General features: G+C 63.5%; 20 protein-coding genes. 15 read left to right on the top strand and 5 right to left on the bottom strand.

Features of this window, described 5'->3' with window-relative positions; all coding sequences use genetic code 11:
- Nucleotides 1-4 precede the first annotated feature (4 nt).
- A complete protein-coding gene (locus J6497_RS23255) occupies nucleotides 5-1600 on the bottom strand; it encodes an ABC transporter substrate-binding protein (protein ID WP_225706608.1) in 1596 nt (531 codons plus the stop codon).
- Nucleotides 1601-1799: 199 nt separating this feature from the next.
- Between J6497_RS23255 and J6497_RS23250 the strand changes: the two genes are divergently transcribed.
- The 4 genes from J6497_RS23250 (at nucleotide 1800) to J6497_RS23235 (ending at nucleotide 5237) form a co-directional block, all read left to right on the top strand.
- Complete coding sequence (locus J6497_RS23250) at nucleotides 1800-3053, top strand: NAD(P)/FAD-dependent oxidoreductase (RefSeq protein ID WP_225706607.1); 1254 nt, start codon at nucleotides 1800-1802, stop codon at nucleotides 3051-3053.
- Nucleotides 3054-3195: 142 nt separating this feature from the next.
- A complete protein-coding gene (locus J6497_RS23245) occupies nucleotides 3196-3444 on the top strand; it encodes a DUF6489 family protein (protein ID WP_225706606.1) in 249 nt (82 codons plus the stop codon).
- Entirely contained in the window at nucleotides 3445-4233 is a 789-nt protein-coding gene (locus tag J6497_RS23240) for a lipase family alpha/beta hydrolase (RefSeq protein ID WP_225706605.1), read from the top strand. It begins immediately after the preceding gene.
- Nucleotides 4234-4244: 11 nt separating this feature from the next.
- Nucleotides 4245-5237: an alpha/beta fold hydrolase gene (locus tag J6497_RS23235; RefSeq protein ID WP_225706604.1), complete on the top strand. Its 993-nt coding sequence runs from the start codon at nucleotides 4245-4247 to the stop codon at nucleotides 5235-5237.
- Between the two features lie 13 nt (nucleotides 5238-5250).
- Here the strand turns inward: J6497_RS23235 and J6497_RS23230 are convergent, their stop codons facing one another.
- Nucleotides 5251-6171, bottom strand: coding sequence for an alpha/beta fold hydrolase (locus tag J6497_RS23230; RefSeq protein WP_225706603.1), 921 nt, complete (start codon nucleotides 6169-6171; stop codon nucleotides 5251-5253).
- 268 nt (nucleotides 6172-6439) lie between these two features.
- Here J6497_RS23230 and J6497_RS23225 point away from each other — a divergent pair, with 268 nt between their 5' ends.
- From J6497_RS23225 to J6497_RS23175, 11 genes are all read left to right on the top strand, one after another.
- Nucleotides 6440-6916 carry a phasin gene (locus tag J6497_RS23225; protein WP_225706602.1) on the top strand — a complete coding sequence of 159 codons (477 nt, stop codon included), beginning with the start codon at nucleotides 6440-6442 and terminating at the stop codon, nucleotides 6914-6916.
- Between the two features lie 205 nt (nucleotides 6917-7121).
- Nucleotides 7122-8408, top strand: coding sequence for a DUF445 domain-containing protein (locus J6497_RS23220; RefSeq protein ID WP_225706601.1), 1287 nt, complete (start codon nucleotides 7122-7124; stop codon nucleotides 8406-8408).
- A 72-nt stretch (nucleotides 8409-8480) separates the two neighbouring features.
- Complete coding sequence (gene paaX, locus J6497_RS23215; RefSeq protein WP_225706600.1) at nucleotides 8481-9350, top strand: phenylacetic acid degradation operon negative regulatory protein PaaX; 870 nt, start codon at nucleotides 8481-8483, stop codon at nucleotides 9348-9350.
- 74 nt (nucleotides 9351-9424) lie between these two features.
- Nucleotides 9425-10417 (top strand): 1,2-phenylacetyl-CoA epoxidase subunit PaaA, encoded by a 993-nt coding sequence (gene paaA / locus J6497_RS23210; RefSeq protein WP_225706599.1) that lies wholly within the window; start codon nucleotides 9425-9427, stop codon nucleotides 10415-10417.
- Between the two features lie 10 nt (nucleotides 10418-10427).
- Nucleotides 10428-10715, top strand: a complete 288-nt coding sequence (gene paaB / locus J6497_RS23205; RefSeq protein ID WP_225706598.1) for a 1,2-phenylacetyl-CoA epoxidase subunit PaaB — start codon at nucleotides 10428-10430, stop codon at nucleotides 10713-10715.
- Between the two features lie 172 nt (nucleotides 10716-10887).
- The gene (gene paaC, locus J6497_RS23200; RefSeq protein WP_225706597.1) at nucleotides 10888-11664 is read left to right on the top strand and encodes a 1,2-phenylacetyl-CoA epoxidase subunit PaaC; all 777 of its coding nucleotides are present in this window, start codon (nucleotides 10888-10890) and stop codon (nucleotides 11662-11664) included.
- Nucleotides 11658-12161 (top strand): 1,2-phenylacetyl-CoA epoxidase subunit PaaD, encoded by a 504-nt coding sequence (gene paaD / locus J6497_RS23195; RefSeq protein WP_225706596.1) that lies wholly within the window; start codon nucleotides 11658-11660, stop codon nucleotides 12159-12161. The genes paaC and paaD overlap by 7 nt, the downstream gene beginning before the upstream one ends.
- 2 nt (nucleotides 12162-12163) lie before the next feature.
- Nucleotides 12164-13243 carry a 1,2-phenylacetyl-CoA epoxidase subunit PaaE gene (gene paaE, locus J6497_RS23190; RefSeq protein WP_225706595.1) on the top strand — a complete coding sequence of 360 codons (1080 nt, stop codon included), beginning with the start codon at nucleotides 12164-12166 and terminating at the stop codon, nucleotides 13241-13243.
- Between the two features lie 90 nt (nucleotides 13244-13333).
- Complete coding sequence (gene paaI, locus J6497_RS23185; RefSeq protein WP_225706594.1) at nucleotides 13334-13798, top strand: hydroxyphenylacetyl-CoA thioesterase PaaI; 465 nt, start codon at nucleotides 13334-13336, stop codon at nucleotides 13796-13798.
- Nucleotides 13799-13817: 19 nt separating this feature from the next.
- Nucleotides 13818-15149 (top strand): phenylacetate--CoA ligase PaaK, encoded by a 1332-nt coding sequence (gene paaK, locus J6497_RS23180; RefSeq protein ID WP_225706593.1) that lies wholly within the window; start codon nucleotides 13818-13820, stop codon nucleotides 15147-15149.
- 35 nt (nucleotides 15150-15184) lie between these two features.
- The gene (locus J6497_RS23175) at nucleotides 15185-16204 is read left to right on the top strand and encodes a quinone oxidoreductase family protein (protein WP_225706592.1); all 1020 of its coding nucleotides are present in this window, start codon (nucleotides 15185-15187) and stop codon (nucleotides 16202-16204) included.
- 10 nt (nucleotides 16205-16214) lie between these two features.
- On the opposite strand, the gene J6497_RS23170 is transcribed toward J6497_RS23175, so the two are convergent.
- The 3 genes from J6497_RS23170 to J6497_RS23160 all read right to left on the bottom strand — a co-directional run bounded on the left by J6497_RS23170 (nucleotide 16215) and on the right by J6497_RS23160 (nucleotide 19622).
- Nucleotides 16215-17441 carry a bifunctional alpha/beta hydrolase/OsmC family protein gene (locus tag J6497_RS23170; protein WP_225706591.1) on the bottom strand — a complete coding sequence of 409 codons (1227 nt, stop codon included), beginning with the start codon at nucleotides 17439-17441 and terminating at the stop codon, nucleotides 16215-16217.
- A 167-nt stretch (nucleotides 17442-17608) separates the two neighbouring features.
- Nucleotides 17609-18274: a sulfite oxidase-like oxidoreductase gene (locus J6497_RS23165; protein WP_225706590.1), complete on the bottom strand. Its 666-nt coding sequence runs from the start codon at nucleotides 18272-18274 to the stop codon at nucleotides 17609-17611.
- 25 nt (nucleotides 18275-18299) lie between these two features.
- On the bottom strand, nucleotides 18300-19622 hold the full coding sequence (locus tag J6497_RS23160; RefSeq protein ID WP_225706589.1) for an MFS transporter: 1323 nt from the start codon (nucleotides 19620-19622) through the stop codon (nucleotides 18300-18302).
- Nucleotides 19623-19770 lie beyond the last annotated feature (148 nt).

Genomic DNA, 19770 nt, shown 5'->3' with positions numbered 1-19770 from the left:
ACACTCAGTCTTCCTGCTTGGTCGCCCAGTACAGCAGGACCTGGTTGTCCGCGCGCTGGGTCAATTTCACTTTTTTCGACACGCCCCATGCCAACCCCTGCTGGTGCAGCGGGATGTAGCCGTAATCCTTGATGACGATTTCGTAGGCCTGCTTGATCAGCTGGTCGCGCTTGGCCGTGTCGGTTTCGACCAGCACCTTGTCGGTAAGCGCATCAACTTCCTTGTTGCAGTAGCCGCCGAGACTGGCTTCGCCGCGGGTTGAATCCTTGGGATCGTCGCGGCAGCCCAGGATATCGTGCAGCACGTTGTGGGAATCGGAGGAAGCGGGTGTCCAGCCGAGCAGGAAGAACGAGGTCTGGTAGCCGCCGGGCTTCAAGACCTTGGCGAAGTACTGCGCTTTCGGCTGCGCAAGGAGATTCACCTTGACGCCGATGCGGGCGAGCATGCCGACCACCGCCTGGCAGATCGCGGCGTCGTTGACGTAGCGATCATTGGGGCAGTCCATGGTCAGTTCGAAGCCGTCGGGATAGCCGGCGTCTGCGAGGAGCTTCTTGGCGCCGTCGGGGTCGAGCTTCGGCCGCCTGAAGTCCTTGAACAGCGGGTAGAGCTGGGGCGCGATCATAAGCGCCGAGGGGGTCGACAGCCCGCGCATCACGCGGTTCTTGATCAGCTCGACGTCGATCGTCTTGTAGAAGGCTTCGCGGACGCGGATGTCCTTGAACGGATTCTTGCCCTTGATGTTCGAATACAGGAGCTCGTCGCGCGCCATATCCATACCGAGGAAGATGGTGCGGATTTCCGGCCCGGTCATGACGGAGGCGTTGCCGCTCGAATTGACGCGCTGGATGTCCTGAATCGGAACCGGTTCGATCACGTCGACCTCGCCTGAGAGCAGCGCGGCGACGCGCGTTGCGTCGGAGCCGATCGGTGTGAAGATGATCTCCTTGAGATTATGCTCGGGCTTGCGCCACCAGTTCGGGTTCGCTTTGAACACCGTCTTCACGCCGGGCTGATGGCTCTCGATCATGAAGGGCCCGGTGCCGTTCTCGTGCAACGAGGCAAAGCTCGGCGTCGTCGCGGCCGCCGGCGTGGGAGCGATCGAGTTGTTCTCCTCGCACCACTTCTTGTCCATGATGTACCAGCCGTCCCACTGCGAGGTGAGGATGGGATTGGGCGAATCCAGCGTCACGTCTACGGTGTAGTCGTCGACCTTGGAAAACTTGGCGTCGGCCGGAACATTGCTGAGAAAGTTCGAGCCCTTGGCGCGGACGCGCTCGGCGGAGAACAGCACGTCGTCCGCGGTGAAGGGGTCGCCATTGTGGAATTTTACGCCCTTGCGTAGATGGAAACGCCACTTGGTCGGACTCAACGTCTCCCAGCTTTCCGCAAGCGCCGGGACGATCTTCAGTTCCTTGTCGCGCGCGACGAGGCCCTCATAGACATGGCCGTGATGGGCAATGGTCGTGGTTTCCTTCAGCGTATACGGATCCAGCGACTTGAGCTCGCCCTGATTGGCGTAGCGCAGCGTCTGGGCCGAAACGGGTGTCGTCGCGACGATGGCAAGACTTATTGCCGCAAGCAGATGGTGACGTACCGACATTTGAACCTGTTCCCCGTCTTGGTCCCGCGATGCGCGCTGTTGGTAGGATATTGCATGCCAATGTTGCCAAAGTTTACCGGGTGCGCAAGCGCGATTTCCCGTAGAAGGTGAGATCAGTTTACGCAGCCGTGCCGCAATGATTAGCTTGACCCCCGCTGGCGGTTGGCCGTGCGCGTGACATTGAACTTTCGGAGTGAGGATGGCGGAACTGAGGGCCGACGTCGTTGTCCTGGGGGCGGGCATGGTCGGTGTCGGTGCCGCCCTGCATCTACAAAAACGAGGCCGCGACGTCGTCCTCATCGACCGGCACGATGCCGCCGGCGAGGAAACGAGCTACGGCAATGCCGGCATCATCGAATGCGCCTCGGTTTTTCCTTACATGTTCCCGCGGGACTTCGGCGAGCTCCTCCGCTATGCGCTGAACCGCGCGCCGCAGGTGCGCTACCGTCTCGCCGACCTGCCGATCTTCCTGCCCTGGCTCGCGCGCTATTATCTCGCCTCCTCGCCGGAGGGTGCATTGCGCAGCGCACTCGCGGAGATGCCGCTGATCCGCCAGAGCCTGATTGAGCATGAGGCGCTGATTGCGGAAGCCGGCGTTCCGGAATTGCTGCGCAAGACCGGCTGGATCAAGCTCTATCGTGGCAAAGCGAGCTTCGCCAAGGCCGTACGCGATACCGAGCGTGCGAAGCAATATGGCGTCACAAACCAGGTCCTCGATGCCCAGGGCATCGCCACGCGTGAGCCGAACCTGTCGGGCGACTTCGCTGGCGCGGTATATTCGCCGGCGCCGGGCTCGGTCGCCGATCCCGGCGGGCTGGCAAAGGCGTATGCCGCGCTGTTCGGCCGCAGGGGCGGCCGCTTCTTTGTTGGCGATGCCCGTACGCTCGAACAGTCCGGCGGACGATGGCGCGTGGCAATCGGCGAGGGCACCGTGACCGCCCGCGAGGTGGTGGTCGCGATGGGCCCGTGGTCCGACCAGGTGTTCGGCCCGCTCGGCTATTCGATCCCGCTTCAGGTCAAGCGCGGCTATCATTTGCACCTGAAGCCGGCCGGCAATGCCGTGCTCAACCATCCCGTGCTCGATTCCGATCTCGGTTATTGTCTCGCGCCGATGAACCGCGGCATCCGTCTGACCACCGGCGTCGAGTTCGCCCATCGCGATGCGCCGGCGTCCCCAGTCCAGGTCGAGCGGGCGGTGTCGCGGGCGCGCAACCTGTTTCCGCTCGGCGATCCGGTGGAAGCAAAGCCCTGGAAGGGCGCGCGGCCGTGCCTGCCCGACATGCTGCCGGTGATCGGGAGGGCGCCGCGCCACCCGGGACTCTGGTTCGATTTTGGCCATCAGCACCATGGGCTGACGCTCGGGCCCGTCAGCGGCCGGCTGCTTGCGGAGATGATGACCGGCGAGACGCCGTTTGCGGATGCGAAGCTGTTCGCGGTGGAGCGCTTTGGTTGACCCTGCCACGCGATGCGCCGTCAGCCGTCATCGTGCCGCTTGCCTTGCTTGCCCTCTGGCGGTGATACTGCTCCGCAGCACGATCCTCGAAGAATCGAATTTCCGGATTATGCTCTTACGTCAACTGCATTGAGGAGCGGTCATGAAGGTCAATATCGAAATAGATTGCACACCGCTCGAAGCCCGGCAGTTCTTTGGCCTGCCGGATGTTGCGCCGATGCAGACGGCGGTCATGGACAAGCTTCAGCAGCAGATGACACAGAACATCGAGAAGATCTCGCCGGAGGCGCTGATGCAGAACTGGCTCGATCCCAAACTGGCCGAGCGCTTCCAGGATATGTTCGTGGCGATGGCTGGCCTCGGCGGCTCCCAGAAGAGGGACAGGAAATAGATGGCGACGGTGGATGGCAGCCGTGAGGAGAGCGAACGCCGGCTGCGTCCACCGAACGTCTGTCTGATGCTGGCCGAGGGCAGGGGTCTGCTCGAGTTCAATTCGAGCCTCCTGCTGCTGCCGCTTTTGATGCGCGCACCGAAGGGGGACGGCCATCCGGTGCTGACGCTGCCGGGGTTCCTGGCGAGCGATTTGTCGATGGCGCCGATGCGGCGGTACCTGAAAGCGCTCGGCTATGACACTTATGCCTGGAGCCTGGGCCGCAATGTCGGCGGCCTCAGCCGGATGCGCGCGTCGTTGCGCGATCTGTTGCGGCGGATCAGCGACACTACCGGACGCAAGGTGAGCATCGTCGGATGGAGTCTCGGCGGCGTCTACGCACGCGATCTGGGGCTGCACGCGCCGGAGACGGTGCGCTCCGTCATCACGCTTGGCAGCCCGTTTGCGGGCGATATCCGCGCCACCAACGCGACGCGGCTGTACGAGGCGCTGACAGGCGAGGGTGTCGACGACATTCCCGAGCTCCGTCAGGCGATCGCAGGCGACATGCCGGTGCCGACCACCTCGATCTACTCGCGCGCCGACGGCATCGTGAACTGGCGCACCAGCGTGCTGCGCCCATCGGCGACGGCCGAAAATATCGAGGTGCTGCTCGCAAGCCATATCGGGCTCAGTGTCAATCCCGCGGCGCTCTGGGCGGTGGCCGACCGGCTGGCGCAGCGGGAGGGCGAGTTCAGTCATTTTGACCGGTCCGGCCCCTTTGCCATTGCTTATCCACGCACGGAATAAGGATCGTCGCAATGATGGAAATGCCTCCGCTGCAGTTCACCCAGACCAACGGCATCCGCATGGGCTTCTACGAAGCCGGACCCAAGACCGACAAGCCGCCGATGGTGCTGTGCCACGGCTGGCCGGAGCTCGCCTTCTCCTGGCGCCACCAGATCAGGGCGCTGAGCGAAGCCGGCATTCGCGTGATCGCGCCGGACCAGCGCGGCTATGGCGCGACCGACCGGCCGGAACCGGTGGACGCCTATGACATCGAGCATCTGACCGCCGATCTCGTCGGCCTGCTCGATCATCTCGGAATCGAGAAGGCCATTTTCGTCGGCCATGACTGGGGCGGCTTCGTCGTCTGGCAGATGCCGCTTCGGCATCCAGACCGTGTCGCCGGTGTGGTCGGCATCAATACTCCGCATACCAACCGCGCTTGGGCCGATCCGATCGAGCTTTTGCGCAAGCGGTTCGGCGAGCACATGTATATCGTCCAGTTCCAGGACCCCGCGCACGAGCCGGACAAGATCTTTGGCAGCCGGGTCGAGCAGACCTTTGATGCCTTCATGCGCAAGCCGGCGCGGCGGCCCGACGCTCCCGCGGAAGAGGTCGTGGCCGGCGTCGGCGCATCGCCGCGGCTCAACCTGGCTTTCCCGCAGATGATCGCCAACTACGACGCCAGGCACGATCCGCGCGCGCCGATCCTGTCGGCGGAAGAGAAGCAGGTGTTCGTCGATGCCTTCACCAGGACCGGCTTCACCGGCGGCATCAATTGGTACCGCAACATGTCGCGCAATTGGCAACGCTCCGAAGGGCTAGATCACACCGTGCGGGTGCCGTCGCTGATGATCATGGCCGAGAACGATGCAGTGCTGCCGCCGTCCTCGGCCGATGGCATGGACAAGCTCATTCCCGACCTCGAGAAATACCTGGTCAGGGACAGCGGCCATTGGACGCAGCAGGAAAAGCCGGAAGAAGTCAGCGCCAAGCTGATCGAATGGCGTAGAAGGCGGTTTGGCTGATGCGTGCGGCTTGTCACGCCACCTTTGCCGCTGCGCTACGCGCATGCTGGTCGATGGCGTCGATGATCTCGGGCCACATCGGGATCGGCAATGCATGGCCCATGCCCTCGATCATCAGGAGCTTGGCGCCCGGGATCGAGGCCGCGGTGTCCTTGCCGCCGGCCGGGTGCACCAGCGGATCGACGGTGCCATGGATCACGAGCGTCGGTGCCTGCACGGCGCTGAGGCGTTGCTTGCGGCTACCGGAGGCGAGGATGGCGCGGAGCTGACGGCCGACACCGGCGGGATTGAGGCCGCGCTCATAGGTGCGTATTGCGCGCGAGTAATCGAGCGCCTCGTCCTCCGGGAAGGAGCCGACGCGCAGGACCTTCCAGGTCTTGGCGAAGCGCTCGATGAATTCCTCCTTCGTCCCCGGCGGCGGCGCCATCAGCATCGCCCCTGCCTCGCGGCTCGGCGGCGGAATCTTCGGATTGCCGGTCGTCGACATGATCGAGGCGAGCGAGCGCACGACTTGCGGAAACGAGATCGCGACTTCCTGCGCGATCATGCCGCCCATGGAAGCGCCGACCAGGTGCGCCGACTTCAGCCCAAGCGCATCCATCAGGCCGACGGTGTCCTTGGCCATGTCGATCAGCTTGTAGGGCGCGGCGACGGGAATCCCGAACAGACGCAGCTTCAAGAGTTCAAACGGGGTCAGCCGCTTGCCGCCCGTGAGCTTGCCGGACTGGCCGATGTCGCGGTTGTCGAAGCGGATCACGCGAAAGCCGCGCGCGGCGAGCTGTTTGCAGAATTCGTCATCCCAATGGATCATCTGGGCGCCAAGCCCCATGATCAGCAGCATCGGTTCGGCGCTCTCGTCGCCAAAGATCTCGTGGCAGATGTCGATGCCATTGGCGCGGATGATCTGCGGCGGCCGGTGGGCGATGGTGATCACGGGCTTTCTCGGCGTATGTTCGGTCAAGCTCTCTATGCCATGCTTTGTCGCGGCGCTGAACGCCGCCTGCGCGGTCTGCCGCAAGCTTGACCAGCCTGCCGCCGGCCGGACGGGCAAATCGCCTAATCTGACGGTTGTTCACGGATTTGTGATATTGCATCGCAACACGAATGGTGCACTGCACCATTAACTATGGCATAAGGGTGGCGCCCTGGGCCAGATCTGGACGGGGTGAGCCCATAGCTCTAACCGAGGATGGAGAGACCCTATGACTACTGAGACCAATTCCGTGTTCGATAGCGTCAAGCAGGCCTTCGCGCCCGTCACGGAGGCTTTCACCAAATTCCAGAACCTGGAAGTACCGGAAGCCGCCCGTGAGTTCGTGAAGAAGCAGGCCGAGACCGCCAAGGTTCGTGCCGCCGACCTGCATGCCGGCTCGGAGAAGGTGACCGCCGTGATCGAATCCGCCGTTGCCGGTTCGGTTTCCGAGGCCGCCAAGATCAGCCGCAATATCCAGGAGGCGTTCTATCAGGACGCGGAAGCGTTCTTCAACGGGATCGACAAGCTGGCTTCCGCCAAGTCGCTGAACGAAGCAGTGCAGATCCAGTCGGATCTGGTTCGTGCGCGCGGCGAAGTGCTCGTTTCGCGGGCCAAGGCCACTTCCGAATATCTCGGACAGCTCGTCACCGAAGGTGCGAAGTCCACGCAGGACAATTTCGCCAAGGTCTACGGCAAGACCGCCTGATCGCGTCAGGCTGCCAAACCTGGTTTTCCGAGGCCCGCCGGTTGCGGGCCTTCTTTTTTGCTCCGTCATGCCCGGGCTTGTCCCGGGCATCCACGCGCTTTCTTGCCGCATGCACCAAGACGTGGATGGCCGGGACAAGCCCGGGCATGACGACAGTGGGTGTGGCGCGATATGATCGCAGCCAACCAACCGTTGCTGAACCACCATGACCCTTCCCGCCACCTTCACCCTCGTCACTCCCGCCGACGCGGTTCGCGCGGCGGAGTTGCGGCGCGTGAAGTGGCTGGCGACAGGCGTACTCGCTGCGACGTTCGTGCTGTTCCTTGCCGCGAAAGCGCTGTTGCCGGTGCATCCCGTCTTCGGCTTCATCGCGGCGTTTGCGGAAGCGGCGACGATCGGCGGGCTCGCCGACTGGTATGCGGTCGTCGCCTTGTTCAAGCGGCCGCTGGGATTGCCGATCCCGCACACCGCCATCATCCAGAGCAATCAGGGCCGCATTGCCGAGAAGCTTGGCGAATTCATCGAGAAGAACTTCCTCGAAGCGGGGCCGGTGGAGGCCAAGCTGCGCGAGATCGATTTCGGCGCCTTCATCGCCGACTGGCTGCGCGACCGCAAGCGCTCGACCGATCTTGCGCGCTTCGTGCTGGGTCTTTTGCCGGAGGCATTCTCGGCGACGGAGAATTCGGGGCTGATGAAGTTCGTCAGCCGCCGCGTCACCGCGCAACTGCTGGGGATCGATCTGGCGCCGCTTGCCGCCGGCGCGCTGCGCGGCTTTGTCCAGGAGGGCAAGCACGAGGGCCTGCTCGACGACATCCTGCGCGTCCTGCACCAGACGCTGACGACGAAGGAGACCATGGCGGTCATCCGCGACAAGGTCCGCGCCGAAATGCCGACGCTGCTGCGGCTCTATCGCGCCGACAAGTTCGTCGTGAACCGGATCATCGCTTCCGCGACCAAATTCTTCGAGGAAGTTCGTGACGATCCGAAGCATCCGTTCCGCGGCGAGTTCGACCGCATGCTGCTGTCGTTTGTCGAGCGGCTCGGCAGCGATCGTGCCTTTGCCGATCGCATCAACCGATTGAAGCGCGATCTGCTGGCACGGCCGGAAGTCGAAAGTCTCGCGCGCAATATCTGGGCGAACGTGAAGGATTTCATCGAGCGCAGCGCCTCGGGGGAGACGCAGGTGCTGCAGCAGTATCTGGCCAGGATGTTCGCCGAAGCGGGCGAGGCGCTGGCCGGCGACGCGGAGCTGCGCGCCGAGATCAACGAGGGGTTGGTCGCGATCCTTCGGACGGTGGTCGCCGAGCAGAAGAGCGGGGTTTCGACGTTCATCGCGGACCAGATGAAGGCCTGGGACATGCAGCAATTGATCTCGCTGCTTGAAATCAATGTCGGCAGGGACCTGCAATATATCCGTTTCAACGGCTCGCTGATCGGCGGCCTTGCCGGACTGATCCTGTACACGGTCGAATACCTGCTGCGGCTGGTGTGACTGATCGGGCATCCACACGCCCGCTACAACCAACATTGTCCCCCTCATGCGAAACGCGCTATGCGTGGACACATGCCGCAGCCGCTTGACCGCATCATCGACCAGCTGAAGCGCGAACCGTCGCGTACCGGCTCCATCGTCATCACCGTGTTCGGCGACTCCATCGTGCCGCGCGGCGGCTCGGTGTGGCTCGGCACGCTCCTGGATTTCTTTGCGTTCCTCGACATCGATGGCGGCGTGGTGCGAACCGCGATGTCGCGGCTCGCCGCCGACGGCTGGCTTGAGCGCAACAAGGTCGGCCGCAACAGCTTCTACCGACTGAATGAGAGGGGGCGGCAGACCTTCGACACCGCGACCAAGCACATCTACGATCCGCCGCCGTCAGACTGGACCGGTCGTTTCGAATTGCTGCTGATCGGCAATGGCGAGGATCGCGACGCCGCGCGCGAGGCGCTGAAGAACGCCGGCTTCGGCAGTCCGCTGCCGGGTGTGTGGGTCGCGCCGTCGGGCGCGCCGATCCCCGATGAGGCCTCGGGCGCTATCCGCCTGGAAGTTTCGGCCGAAGATGAAAACGGGCGGCGATTGCTCGGCGCAAGCTGGCCGCTCGATCGCACCGCGGACGCCTATCAGAAATTCATCAGGACGTTCCAGCCGTTGCGCGGCTGGCTCGCGCGCGGCGAGGAACTCACCGACGCCGACGCTTTCACCGCCCGCATCCTCCTGATCCACTACTACCGCCGCGTAGTGCTGCGCGACCCGCTGCTGCCGACGGCGTTATTGCCGAAGGACTGGCCGGGGAGTGCGGCGCGTAAGCTCTGCGGCGAAATCTATCGCGGCGTGCTTGCCTTGTCCGAACAATGGCTTGATCGGCACGCGACCAACGAGGACGGGCCGCTGCCGAAGCCCGGCGTGGAACTTTCCCGGCGATTTGAAGGTGCGTGAATATGTTACAAGAATACTTGCAAGAATAGGAATTTTGATATAGATCAAAGACAATAAAATTCGGGAGGTCGGCCATGTACACGCAGGCGCTGAACACGTCTGACGCAGATGACCGCAATGTCGAGGATGCCGCGCGCGCCGCCGCGTTCCAGGCACGCATTGGTGCCGACGAGCGCATCGAGCCGAACGACTGGATGCCTGCGGCCTATCGCAAGACGCTGACGCGGCAGATCTCCCAGCACGCCCATTCCGAAATCGTCGGCATGCTGCCCGAGGGCAACTGGATCACACGCGCGCCGACGCTGCGCCGCAAGGCCGCGCTGCTCGCCAAGGTACAGGACGAATGCGGCCACGGGCTCTATCTCTATGCCGCCGCCGAGACGCTCGGCTCATCGCGCGAAGAACTCGTCGACGCGATGCTGGCGGGCAAGGCAAAGTACTCCTCAATCTTCAACTATCCGACGCTGACATGGGCCGACATCGGCACCATCGGCTGGCTGGTCGATGGCGCCGCGATCATGAACCAGATCCCGCTGTGCCGCTGCTCCTACGGCCCTTATGCGCGCGCAATGATCCGTGTCTGCAAGGAAGAGTCGTTCCATCAGCGCCAAGGTTTCGAGATCATGCTGACGCTGTGTCGCGGCACCGACGAGCAGAAAGCGATGGCGCAGGATGCGCTGAACCGCTGGTGGTGGCCGGTGCTGATGATGTTCGGTCCTCCCGACAAGGCGAGCCAGCACAGCGACACCTCGACGAAATGGAAGATCAAGCGCTTCTCGAACGACGAGCTGCGCCAGAAATTTATCGATGCGACCGTGCCTCAGGCGCAATTCTTGGGCCTCACCATCCCTGACCCTGAGATGAAACAGGACGAAGCCGGCCATTGGGTGCCCGGCCCGATCGACTGGGAGGAATTCAAGCAGGTGCTTGCGGGCAACGGCCCCTGCAACCGCGATCGTCTCGCGGCGCGTCGCAAGGCGCATGACGAAGGCGCGTGGGTGCGCGAAGCGGCGGCTGCGTACGCGGAAAAGCGCAAGCGCCGGCAGTTCGCGCAGGCAGCCGAATAGGGAGGCCGAGATGGCCACGCCAAATAGTCCGCTCTGGGAAGTCTTCATCCGCAGCCGCAATGGCCTTTCGCACAAGCATGTCGGCTCGCTGCATGCCGCCGACGCAACGCTGGCGCTGCAGGCCGCGCGCGACATCTACACCCGCCGCGGCGAGGGTCTTTCGATCTGGGTCGTGCCGTCGAATGCGATCACAGCCTCCGACCCGTCCGAGAAGGGCATGATGTTCGAGCCGGCGGAATCGAAGATTTACAGGCATCCGACGTTTTACGACGTGCCCGAGGAAGTCGGGCATATGTGACTCTCTCCCCTCATGGTGAGGAGGCGCGTAGCGCCGTCTCCGGACGATGCTTCGCATCGCCGGGAGAACCATGAGGCCCCGATGGTGCCCGCGGCCCATCCTTCGAGACGCCTGCTACGCAGGCTCCTCAGGATGAGGTTTGAGCAAGTTGATGCAGGTGGATTGAAAACGGATGCCCATCGCCAACATCCAGGTCTCCGAAACCCCGCTCGTGCTCTTCACGCTGCGGCGCGCCGATGATGCGCTGATCCTCGGGCACCGGCTGTCGGAATGGTGCGGACACGCGCCGACGCTGGAAGAAGACATGGCGCTCGCCAATATGGGGCTCGATCTCCTCGGACAGGCGCGCGAGCTTTACAGCTACGCCGCCAAGGTCGAGGGCAAGGCCAACGACGAGGACAAGTTCGCCTATTTGCGCGACGTCAGGCAGTACCGCAATCTCCTCCTGGTCGAGCAGCCGAACGGCGATTTCGCGCGCACCATGGTGCGACAGTTCTTCTATGCTGCCTTCGCCGATCTCTACTGGCGCGCGATGATGCAGTCAAAGGATGCGACGCTCGCGGCGATCGCGGCGAAGTCGGAGAAGGAGAGTGCCTACCACCTCAGGCATGCCTCGGAGTGGGTTATTCGGCTCGGCGATGGCACCGAGGAAAGCCATCGCCGTGCGCAGACGGCGATCGATGATCTCTGGTCCTTCACCGGCGAGATGTTCGCCATCGACGACTCTGATCGTGGCCTGATCGATGCCGGCATCGCCGTCGATCCGGCGCCGCTGCAGCCGCAATGGCTGAAGACGATTACCGCCGTCGCGAACGAAGCGACGCTCGCCTTGCCCGCGAGCAACTGGATGCAGCAGGGCGGCCGTAGCGGCCGGCATAGCGAGCATCTTGGCCATCTCCTCAGCGAATTACAGTCGCTGCAGCGAACGTTTCCGGGGGCGACATGGTGACCGCTGTCATCAGCGACGCCGATCTACGCCGGCGCGCGTGGGATGCCGCCGCGCAGGTGGTCGACCCCGAAATTCCGGTCCTGACTATCGCCGATCTCGGCGTGCTGCGTGATGTCGTGGTTCAGGACGGGCGGGTCGAGGTCGCGATCACGCCGACCTATTCCGGCTGCCCCGCCATGAACATGATCGCGCTGGAGATCGAGCTGGCGCTGGAGCGCGAGGGCATTCGCGGCCCGAAAATCCGCACCCTGCTGGCGCCGGCCTGGACCACCGACTGGATGAGCGAGGACGGCCGTCGCAAGCTGAAAGAATATGGCATCGCGCCGCCGCTGCCCGGCAGCTCGCGCCGTGCGCTGTTCGGCCAGCAGCAGGTTGCGTGCCCGCGATGCGGGTCTGAAGACACCGAACTTCTGTCCGAATTTGGCTCGACCTCCTGCAAGGCGCTGTGGCGTTGCAGGAGCTGTCGCGAGCCGTTCGATTACTTCAAGTGTCATTGACCATGTCGCTCGCACCCCGTTTTCATCGCCTTGCCGTCCACGACCTGCGCCGTGAAACCGCGGATGCGGTATCGATGACCTTTGCGATCCCGAAGGAGCTCGCAAGCGATTATGGCTTTGTGCCAGGCCAATACCTGACCCTGCGCACTACGCTGGACGGCGAGGAAGTGCGCCGATCCTATTCGATCTGCTCGGGTCCCGACGACGGCGAGCTGCGCATTGTCGTGAAGAAGGTCGATGGCGGCGCGTTCTCGAACTGGGCCGCGGAAGACTTGAAAGCTGGCGACGAGCTCGACGTGATGACGCCCACCGGCCGCTTCGGCGTCGCGCCGGCGCCGGAGGAGGCGCGGACTTACGTCGGCTTTGCCGCGGGCAGTGGCATCACGCCGATCCTGTCGATCATCAAGGGCGTGCTGGCGCGCGAACCGCAGAGCCGCTTCTTCTTGTTCTACGGTAATCGCTCGACCTCAGGCATGCTGTTCCTCGAAGAGCTGGAGGAATTGAAGGACCGCTTCATGCAGCGGTTGTCGCTGTTCCACGTCATCTCGGGCGAGGAGCAGGACATTCCGATCCTGCATGGCCGGCTCGACGGCGAGAAGGTGAGGGTGCTGTTGCGCTCGCTGGTGCCGGCGGCAAGCGTCGATCACGTCTTCATCTGTGGCCCTATCGGGATGAGCGAGGACATCGAGGTGACCTGCCGTGAACTCGGCCTCGCCGAGGATAAAATCCACGTCGAACGCTTCGTCTCCGAGTTCGGCGGCAAGCCGCGGCCGAAGAAGATCGTGGAACCAGGCGCACCGCCGAAGGCGCTGGCCTCGCTGATCATCGACGGCAAGCGGCGCGAGGTGCCGGTTGCGGAGGGTGAAGCCATCCTCGACGCGGCGCTGCGCGCCGGTATCGACCTTCCCTTCGCCTGCAAGGGCGGCATGTGCTCGACCTGCCGTGCCAAGCTCGTCGAAGGCAGGGCCGAGATGGAGCTGAACTATTCGCTGGAGCCGTGGGAATTGCAGGCAGGCTTCATCCTGACCTGCCAGGCGCGGCCGTGCTCGGACAAGGTCGTGGTCGATTACGACCACGTATAGAGCTTTAAGTCGCGTTGACACGCAGGACAGCGCGTCTCACAAATAATGCCAAGAGGCCCATGCAACGGGCTCGGCGACAGGGAGTTGAACGTGAACGTCAAGGCTGCGCTTTCGCCTGAAGACCTCGCCCGCGCCTGCGCCGAGGCGATGTGGAAGGAGGACGACGCCAGCAAGGGCCTCGGCATGGAGATCGTCGAGATCAAGCCGGGGCAGGCGACGCTCGCGATGACGATTGCGCCGCACATGGTCAACGGCCAGCGCATCGCCCATGGCGGCTTCATCTTCACGCTGGCCGATTCCGCGTTCGCCTTTGCCTGCAACAGCCACAATGAACGTGTTGTCGCCGCGCAAGGCAGCATCACCTTCATCCGGCCGGGCAGGCTCGGCGACCGCCTGATCGCCACCGCGCGCGAGATCTCGCGCAGCGGGCGGTCCGGAATCTATGACGTCCGCGTCACCGCAGGAGATGAAGTGATCGCCGAGTTCCGCGGACATTCACGCGTGATCGGCGGCACCTGGCTGCCGACAGCGGATAACGAGACCAAACAAAAATAGACATCGAGGGAAACGCGCCATGGCCATGCCAAAGCTCAAGTCGACGGGAAGTGGTTACAGCGCTGAGATGGACGAGGTCGAAGGTGTCTCGCGCGACGCGATCATGACGCTGCAGGCCAAGCGGCTGGCCTGGTCGCTGAAGCACGCCTACGACAACATCGCGCACTATAAGCGCGCCTTCGATGAAGCCGGCGTGCATCCGTCCGACTTCAGGGAGCTTTCCGACCTCGCGAAATTTCCATTTACGGCTAAGACGGACCTGCGCGACAACTATCCCTTCAACATGTTCGCGGTGCCCCGTGAGAAGCTGGTACGCGTCCATGCTTCGTCTGGCACGACCGGCAAGCCGATCGTGGTCGGTTATACCCAGGCTGATATCGACCTCTGGTCGGAGGTGATGGCGCGGTCGATCCGCGCCGCCGGCGGCCGCCGCGGCATGATCATCCACAATGCCTACGGTTATGGCCTCTTCACCGGCGGACTCGGCGTGCACTACGGCGCCGAGCGGCTCGGCTGCACCGTGGTACCGGTCTCCGGCGGCATGACCGAGCGGCAGGTGCAACTCATCAACGACTTCAGGCCCGACATCATCACGGTGACGCCGAGCTATATGCTCGCGATCCTGGACGAGTTCAGGCGGCAGCGACTAGACCCGCGACAATCGTCGCTGAGATTCGGCATCTTCGGCGCCGAGCCCTGGACCAACGCGATGCGTGCCGAGATTGAGCATGCCTTCGACATGGACGCGACCGACATCTACGGTCTCTCCGAGGTGATCGGCCCCGGCGTCGCGCAGGAATGTGTGGAGAGCAAGGACGGGCTGCACATCTGGGAGGATCATTTCTATCCCGAAGTGATCGATCCCGAGACCGGGCAAGTGCTGCCCGACGGCAAGAAGGGCGAACTTGTCTTCACTTCGCTGACCAAGGAAGCCTTTCCCGTGATCCGCTATCGCACCCGCGACCTGACACGCTTGCTGCCAGGCACCGCGCGGCCGGGCATGCGGCGGATGGAGAAGGTCACCGGCCGCTCCGACGACATGATCATCCTGCGCGGCGTCAACGTGTTTCCCACCCAGATCGAGGAGGTGCTGCTCGCCACCAACTGGTGCGGCGGCCATTTCATCATCGAACTCTCGCGCGAAGGCCGCATGGACGAGATGACGGTGCTCGCCGAAGCCCGCCCCGAAAGCTGGGACGGCAGCGGGCTTGTCACGCATGCCGAGAAGGTCTCGATCTTCATCAAGAACACGATCGGCATCACCGCGCGCGTCCAAGCCGTAGCCCCCGAAACCCTCGAGCGCTCGCTCGGCAAAGCCAAACGGGTTTACGACAAGCGGCCGAGGGGGTAATTCCTGCGTCTCATCGAGAGAGCAGGACAATCCTGATGCCCGTCGCGCCTGAGTCAGATAGTCGATCGATTTCGATCGAGGCCCGCTGCGTTCGCCTGTTGGCCAAGGCTGACAATCCCGCTGCACTTGCGCCGACCGTGGAGATGCACGCGCTGTCGCGTGCGACGAACGAGGTGCTGATCGAGATCAAGGCTGCCGCGGTCAATCCCTCCGACGTGAAGGCCGCGACCGGGTTGATGCCTTACGCCGTGTTTCCACGGACGCCGGGCCGGGACTATGCTGGTGTCGTGGTTGACGGACCTGCGGGGTGGATCGGGCGCGAGGTGTTCGGCTCGTCCGGCGATCTCGGCATTCGCCGTGACGGCACGCATGCGACCCATCTCGCGGTCGAAGCCGAGGCGGTAGTGGAAAAACCTAAGGGGATTTCGTGGGAGGAAGCTGCCGGCATTGGCGTGCCCTTCGTCACTGCGATCGAGGGCTTTCGTCGCGCCGGCCTGCCAAAGCCAGGCGAGACTGTGCTGGTGATGGGCGTCAACGGCAAGGTCGGGCAGGCAGCGGCGCAGATCGCGACCTGGCAAGGCGCGCGTGTCATCGGCGCGGCGCGCAAGAGCGAGCCCTATGAAGGACACAGCAACGCGAAGGTTGAGATGATCGATGCGTCGGCCATCGATGTGGCGGCGCGCGTACGCGAGCTCACCGGCGGCAAGGGCGCCGACATCGTCTTCAACACGGTCGGTGATCCCTATTTCCAGGCCGCGCATAAATCGCTGGCGCTGGGTGGACGGCAGATCCTGATCGCAACGGTCGAGCGCATCGTGCAGTTCAACATCCTGGAATTCTATCGCGGCCAGCACACCTATGTCGGCATCGATACGCTGGGCCTGTCGTCGATCGCGACCGGCGCGGTGCTGCGGGAGCTCGGCCCCGGTTTCGCCAGCGGGCACCTGAAGCCCTTTCCGATCAAAGCAAGCGCGATCTATCCGCTGGAGCAGGCGAAATCAGCGTTGCTCGCCGTCGCGGGCTCGTCGCGCGACCGCGTGATCCTGCGCCCCTGAGTGCTGCCGGCTAATCCGCCGCCTTCGTCACGATGCGCACTTCCGATGTCAGCGTGCGGTGCACCGGACACTTGTCGGCGATCTCCATCAGCCGCTTGCGCTGATCGGCATCGAGCGAGGGGCCCTCGATCTTGATGACACGGTCGATCTGGTCGAGCATGCCTTCGCGCGTCTCGCATTCCGCGCAATCCTTGGCGTAGATCTTGCTGTGCGTCAGCGTCACCGTGACGCGGTCGAGCGGCAGCGCTTTGCGATCGGCATACATTCGCATCGTCATCGAGGTGCAGGCACCAAGTCCGGCGAGCACGAGATCGTAAGGGCCGGGTCCTGAGTCCTCCCCGCCGACCGCCACAGGTTCGTCCGCCAGCAATCGGTGCGGGCCGGTGGTGACGATCTGCTGGAACTTGCTGTCGCGCGTCTCGCGCACCACGGTGTGGCGCGGCACCTCGGTCAGATCTATGGCCGGCCCGAGCACGGCTTGCCCGATATAGCGCTCGGACCAGGCAGCGATGACATCGGCGGCATAAGTGGTGTCGCGCTTGTCGCTGAGGAGGTGATCGGCGTCGGCGAGCGAGACGAAGCTCTTGGGATGCTTTGCCGCGATGAACAGCTTGGTGGCGTTCTCGATGCCGACGGTGTCTTCGGTGGGCGCATGCATGATCAACAGCGCCTTGTGCAGCTTTGCGACCTGCGCCAGCAGGTTCTGCTCGGCGATATCATCGAGGAATTCGCGCTTGATGCGGAACGGCCGGCCAGCCAGCGAGACCTCGACTTCGCCTTGCTCGCGGATGTTCTCGACCTGGTCCTTGAGCAAATGGGTGACGTGGGCCGGATCGGACGGCGCGGCGATGGTGGCAATTGCCTTGGCTTCCGGGATCTGCGCGGCCGCGGCGAGCATTGCAGCGCCGCCGAGGCTGTGGCCGATCAGGAGATCGGGCGCTTTCCGGGTTTCGCGTAAGTGATTGGCGGCACCGACGAGATCGGCGACGTTGGAGGAGAATGTCGAATTGGCGAAATCGCCTTCGCTGGAGCCGAGCCCCGTAAAATCGAAGCGCAGCACCGCGATGCCTTTGGCGGCAAGCGCGACCGCAATGCGCTTCGCCGCCAGTACGTCCTTGCCGCATGTGAAGCAATGCGCAAACAGCGCATAGCTGCGAATCTCGCCGTCAGGCGTATCCAGCGCGGCGGCGAGCTTGTGTCCTTCCGAGCTTGGGAATTGGAAGCGTTCAGTCGGCACGGCTACCCTCCCTTTCTTCACCTCTCCCACGGGGAGAGGTCGGCGCGTAGCGCCGGGTGAGGGGCTCAGGTCCCTCGATAGGGCGTAACCCCTCACCCGAATTTCTCGCGCGCTCGAAATTCGACCTCTCCCTACGGGAGAGGTGAAGACCAGCGTCGCGCTCGCACTCAATCACCTGAGTAACGTTCTTCCTTCCAGGGATCGCCGCGGTTGTGATAGCCGCGGACTTCCCAATAGCCCGGCGCATCCTTGGTGAGAAATTCGATCCCCTGCAGCCATTTGGCGCTCTTCCAGAAATAGAGATGCGGCACCACGAGCCGCACCGGGCCGCCATGCTCCTCGGTCAGGGGTTTGCCTGACCAGCTATGGGCGAGCAGCGCGTCTTCAGTGGCAAAATCCTCCAGCGCCAGATTGGTGGTGTAGCCGTCATAGGAATGCAGCACGACGAAGCGCGCATCCTCAAGGGGCTGGCATGCGGCCAATAGATCGCGGGTGGCGAGACCTTCCCACTGATTGTCGTAGCGCGACCATGTGGTGACGCAATGGATGTCGGAGACGAATTGCGACTGCGGCTGCGCGGTGAACTGCGCCCAGTCCCAGAACACCGGATGCTCCACCGCGCCATAGACGTCGAGCCGCCAGCGCTCGCGGGAAATCTCCGGCGTCAATCCGAGATCGAGCGTCGGCCAGTCGCGGGTGAGATGCTGGCCCGGCGGCAGGCGCTGCTCCTCGGGACGCGAGATCCTGCCGGTGAGGAAGCGGCCCTCGCGTGCCCAGCGCTCCTTGCTGCGCGTCAGCTTGCTTTCCGGCGGCGGCTCCTGGTCGTCAGCCATTTGTCGTGCACCTTGGCGCCATCAATCACTCGTGGCGATGCATCGCCGATTCACGCTTGGTATCGCGCATGGTTGCATAGATCAGGAGCGAGAGGAAGATCATGCCGCTGAGGTAGTAGTAGAACCATTGTTCGTGCCCGAGGCTCTTGAAATAGAGCGCAATCGCCGGTGCCGTGCCGCCGAACAGAGACACGGTGATCGCATAGGGCAGGCCGACCCCGAGCGCGCGGACATTGGTCGGGAACAGTTCGGCCTTCACCACGGCGTTGATCGAGGTGTAGCCGGCGGTGAAGATCCAGGCGGCGCAGATCAAGAGGAACGCGACGAAAGGCGAGTTGGCGTCTTTCAGCGTGGTCAGGATCGGCACGGTCGAAATCGTGCCGACGACGCCGAAGAAGATCAGCAGCGGCTTGCGGCCGATGCGGTCGGACAGCGCGCCGTAAAGCGGCTGCAGAATGGTTGCGAAGATCAGCGAGCCGAAGATCACGAACGTGGTCTGATCCTCGGTGAGGCCGACCGACAATTTGACGAAGGTCTGCATATAGGTGGTGAAGGTGTAGAACGCCGCGGTTCCTCCGGCGGTCAGCCCGACCACCAGCAGCAGTTCGCGCGGGTAGTTCAGGAGCTTTGTGATCGAGCCGCTTGGCTTGCTGACCTTCTTGGCTTCCTCGAATGCGTCGGTCTCCTGCAGGCTGCGCCGCATGACCGCTGCGATCACGGCAAGTGCTGCACCGATCGCGAAGGGAATCCGCCAGCCCCAGTCCCTCAGCTCTTCCGGCGTCAGGAATACCTTCTGCAACAACAGCAGCACGATGATCGCGGTGAGCTGGCCACCAATCAAGGTGACGTATTGGAAGCTCGAATAGAAACCGCGATTCTTGGCGTCGGCGACCTCGCTGAGATAGGTGGCGCTCGCGCCATATTCGCCGCCGAGACTGAGACCTTCGATCACGCGCGCCACCGCAAGGATCATGGGCGCGGCAAAGCCGATCGTGGCGTAGGTCGGCGTCACCGCGATGATCAGCGAGCCGAAGCACATGCAGACCACGGAAACCGTGAGCGACAGCCGCCGCCCGTAGCGGTCGGCGATGAAGCCGAACAGCCAGCCACCGAGCGGCCGCATCAGGAAGGTCGCGGCGAATATCACGGCCGCATTGAGCTGCTGCACCACCGGATCGTGGCCAGGAAAGAACGCCGGCGCGAAATACAGCGCGAAGGCGGTGTAGGCGTAGAAGTCGTACCATTCGACGAGGTTGCCGACCGAGCCGATGAAGATCGCCTTGATGCGACGTTCGACGTCCTGAATGTCGAGGGACTCGTCGGCGATCCTGGCGGCCTGATCTGTCATATCGGAACTCCACGCACGGCAATTTGATTATCCCGCCCGGCACACTTCACGACGCCGGGAGCGGCTGCGGCCCGCGTAGCATGTCAAATATCGCCAGCGCAATCGCCGATGGGCGCGTCAGCCACCGCTCTTGCTCCTCATCCTGAGG

This window comes from Bradyrhizobium cenepequi (assembly GCF_020329485.1).
Taxonomy (GTDB): Bacteria; Pseudomonadota; Alphaproteobacteria; order Rhizobiales; family Xanthobacteraceae; genus Bradyrhizobium; species Bradyrhizobium cenepequi.
The sequence above is the reverse complement of the archived record's forward strand: the minus strand, read 5'-3'. Positions and strand labels throughout refer to the sequence as shown.

What these genes read in the sequence shown, in the direction of transcription:
- J6497_RS23255 (WP_225706608.1), bottom strand. Translation starts at nt 1,600, where the DNA reads ATGTCGGTACGTCACCATCTGCTTGCGGCAATAAGTCTTGCCATCGTC.
- J6497_RS23250 (WP_225706607.1), top strand. Translation starts at nt 1,800, where the DNA reads ATGGCGGAACTGAGGGCCGACGTCGTTGTCCTGGGGGCGGGCATGGTC.
- J6497_RS23245 (WP_225706606.1), top strand. Translation starts at nt 3,196, where the DNA reads ATGAAGGTCAATATCGAAATAGATTGCACACCGCTCGAAGCCCGGCAG.
- J6497_RS23240 (WP_225706605.1), top strand. Translation starts at nt 3,445, where the DNA reads ATGGCGACGGTGGATGGCAGCCGTGAGGAGAGCGAACGCCGGCTGCGT.
- J6497_RS23235 (WP_225706604.1), top strand. Translation starts at nt 4,245, where the DNA reads ATGATGGAAATGCCTCCGCTGCAGTTCACCCAGACCAACGGCATCCGC.
- J6497_RS23225 (WP_225706602.1), top strand. Translation starts at nt 6,440, where the DNA reads ATGACTACTGAGACCAATTCCGTGTTCGATAGCGTCAAGCAGGCCTTC.
- J6497_RS23220 (WP_225706601.1), top strand. Translation starts at nt 7,122, where the DNA reads ATGACCCTTCCCGCCACCTTCACCCTCGTCACTCCCGCCGACGCGGTT.
- paaX (WP_225706600.1), top strand. Translation starts at nt 8,481, where the DNA reads ATGCCGCAGCCGCTTGACCGCATCATCGACCAGCTGAAGCGCGAACCG.
- paaA (WP_225706599.1), top strand. Translation starts at nt 9,425, where the DNA reads ATGTACACGCAGGCGCTGAACACGTCTGACGCAGATGACCGCAATGTC.
- paaB (WP_225706598.1), top strand. Translation starts at nt 10,428, where the DNA reads ATGGCCACGCCAAATAGTCCGCTCTGGGAAGTCTTCATCCGCAGCCGC.
- paaC (WP_225706597.1), top strand. Translation starts at nt 10,888, where the DNA reads ATGCCCATCGCCAACATCCAGGTCTCCGAAACCCCGCTCGTGCTCTTC.
- paaD (WP_225706596.1), top strand. Translation starts at nt 11,658, where the DNA reads ATGGTGACCGCTGTCATCAGCGACGCCGATCTACGCCGGCGCGCGTGG.
- paaE (WP_225706595.1), top strand. Translation starts at nt 12,164, where the DNA reads ATGTCGCTCGCACCCCGTTTTCATCGCCTTGCCGTCCACGACCTGCGC.
- paaK (WP_225706593.1), top strand. Translation starts at nt 13,818, where the DNA reads ATGGCCATGCCAAAGCTCAAGTCGACGGGAAGTGGTTACAGCGCTGAG.
- J6497_RS23175 (WP_225706592.1), top strand. Translation starts at nt 15,185, where the DNA reads ATGCCCGTCGCGCCTGAGTCAGATAGTCGATCGATTTCGATCGAGGCC.
- J6497_RS23165 (WP_225706590.1), bottom strand. Translation starts at nt 18,274, where the DNA reads ATGGCTGACGACCAGGAGCCGCCGCCGGAAAGCAAGCTGACGCGCAGC.
- J6497_RS23160 (WP_225706589.1), bottom strand. Translation starts at nt 19,622, where the DNA reads ATGACAGATCAGGCCGCCAGGATCGCCGACGAGTCCCTCGACATTCAG.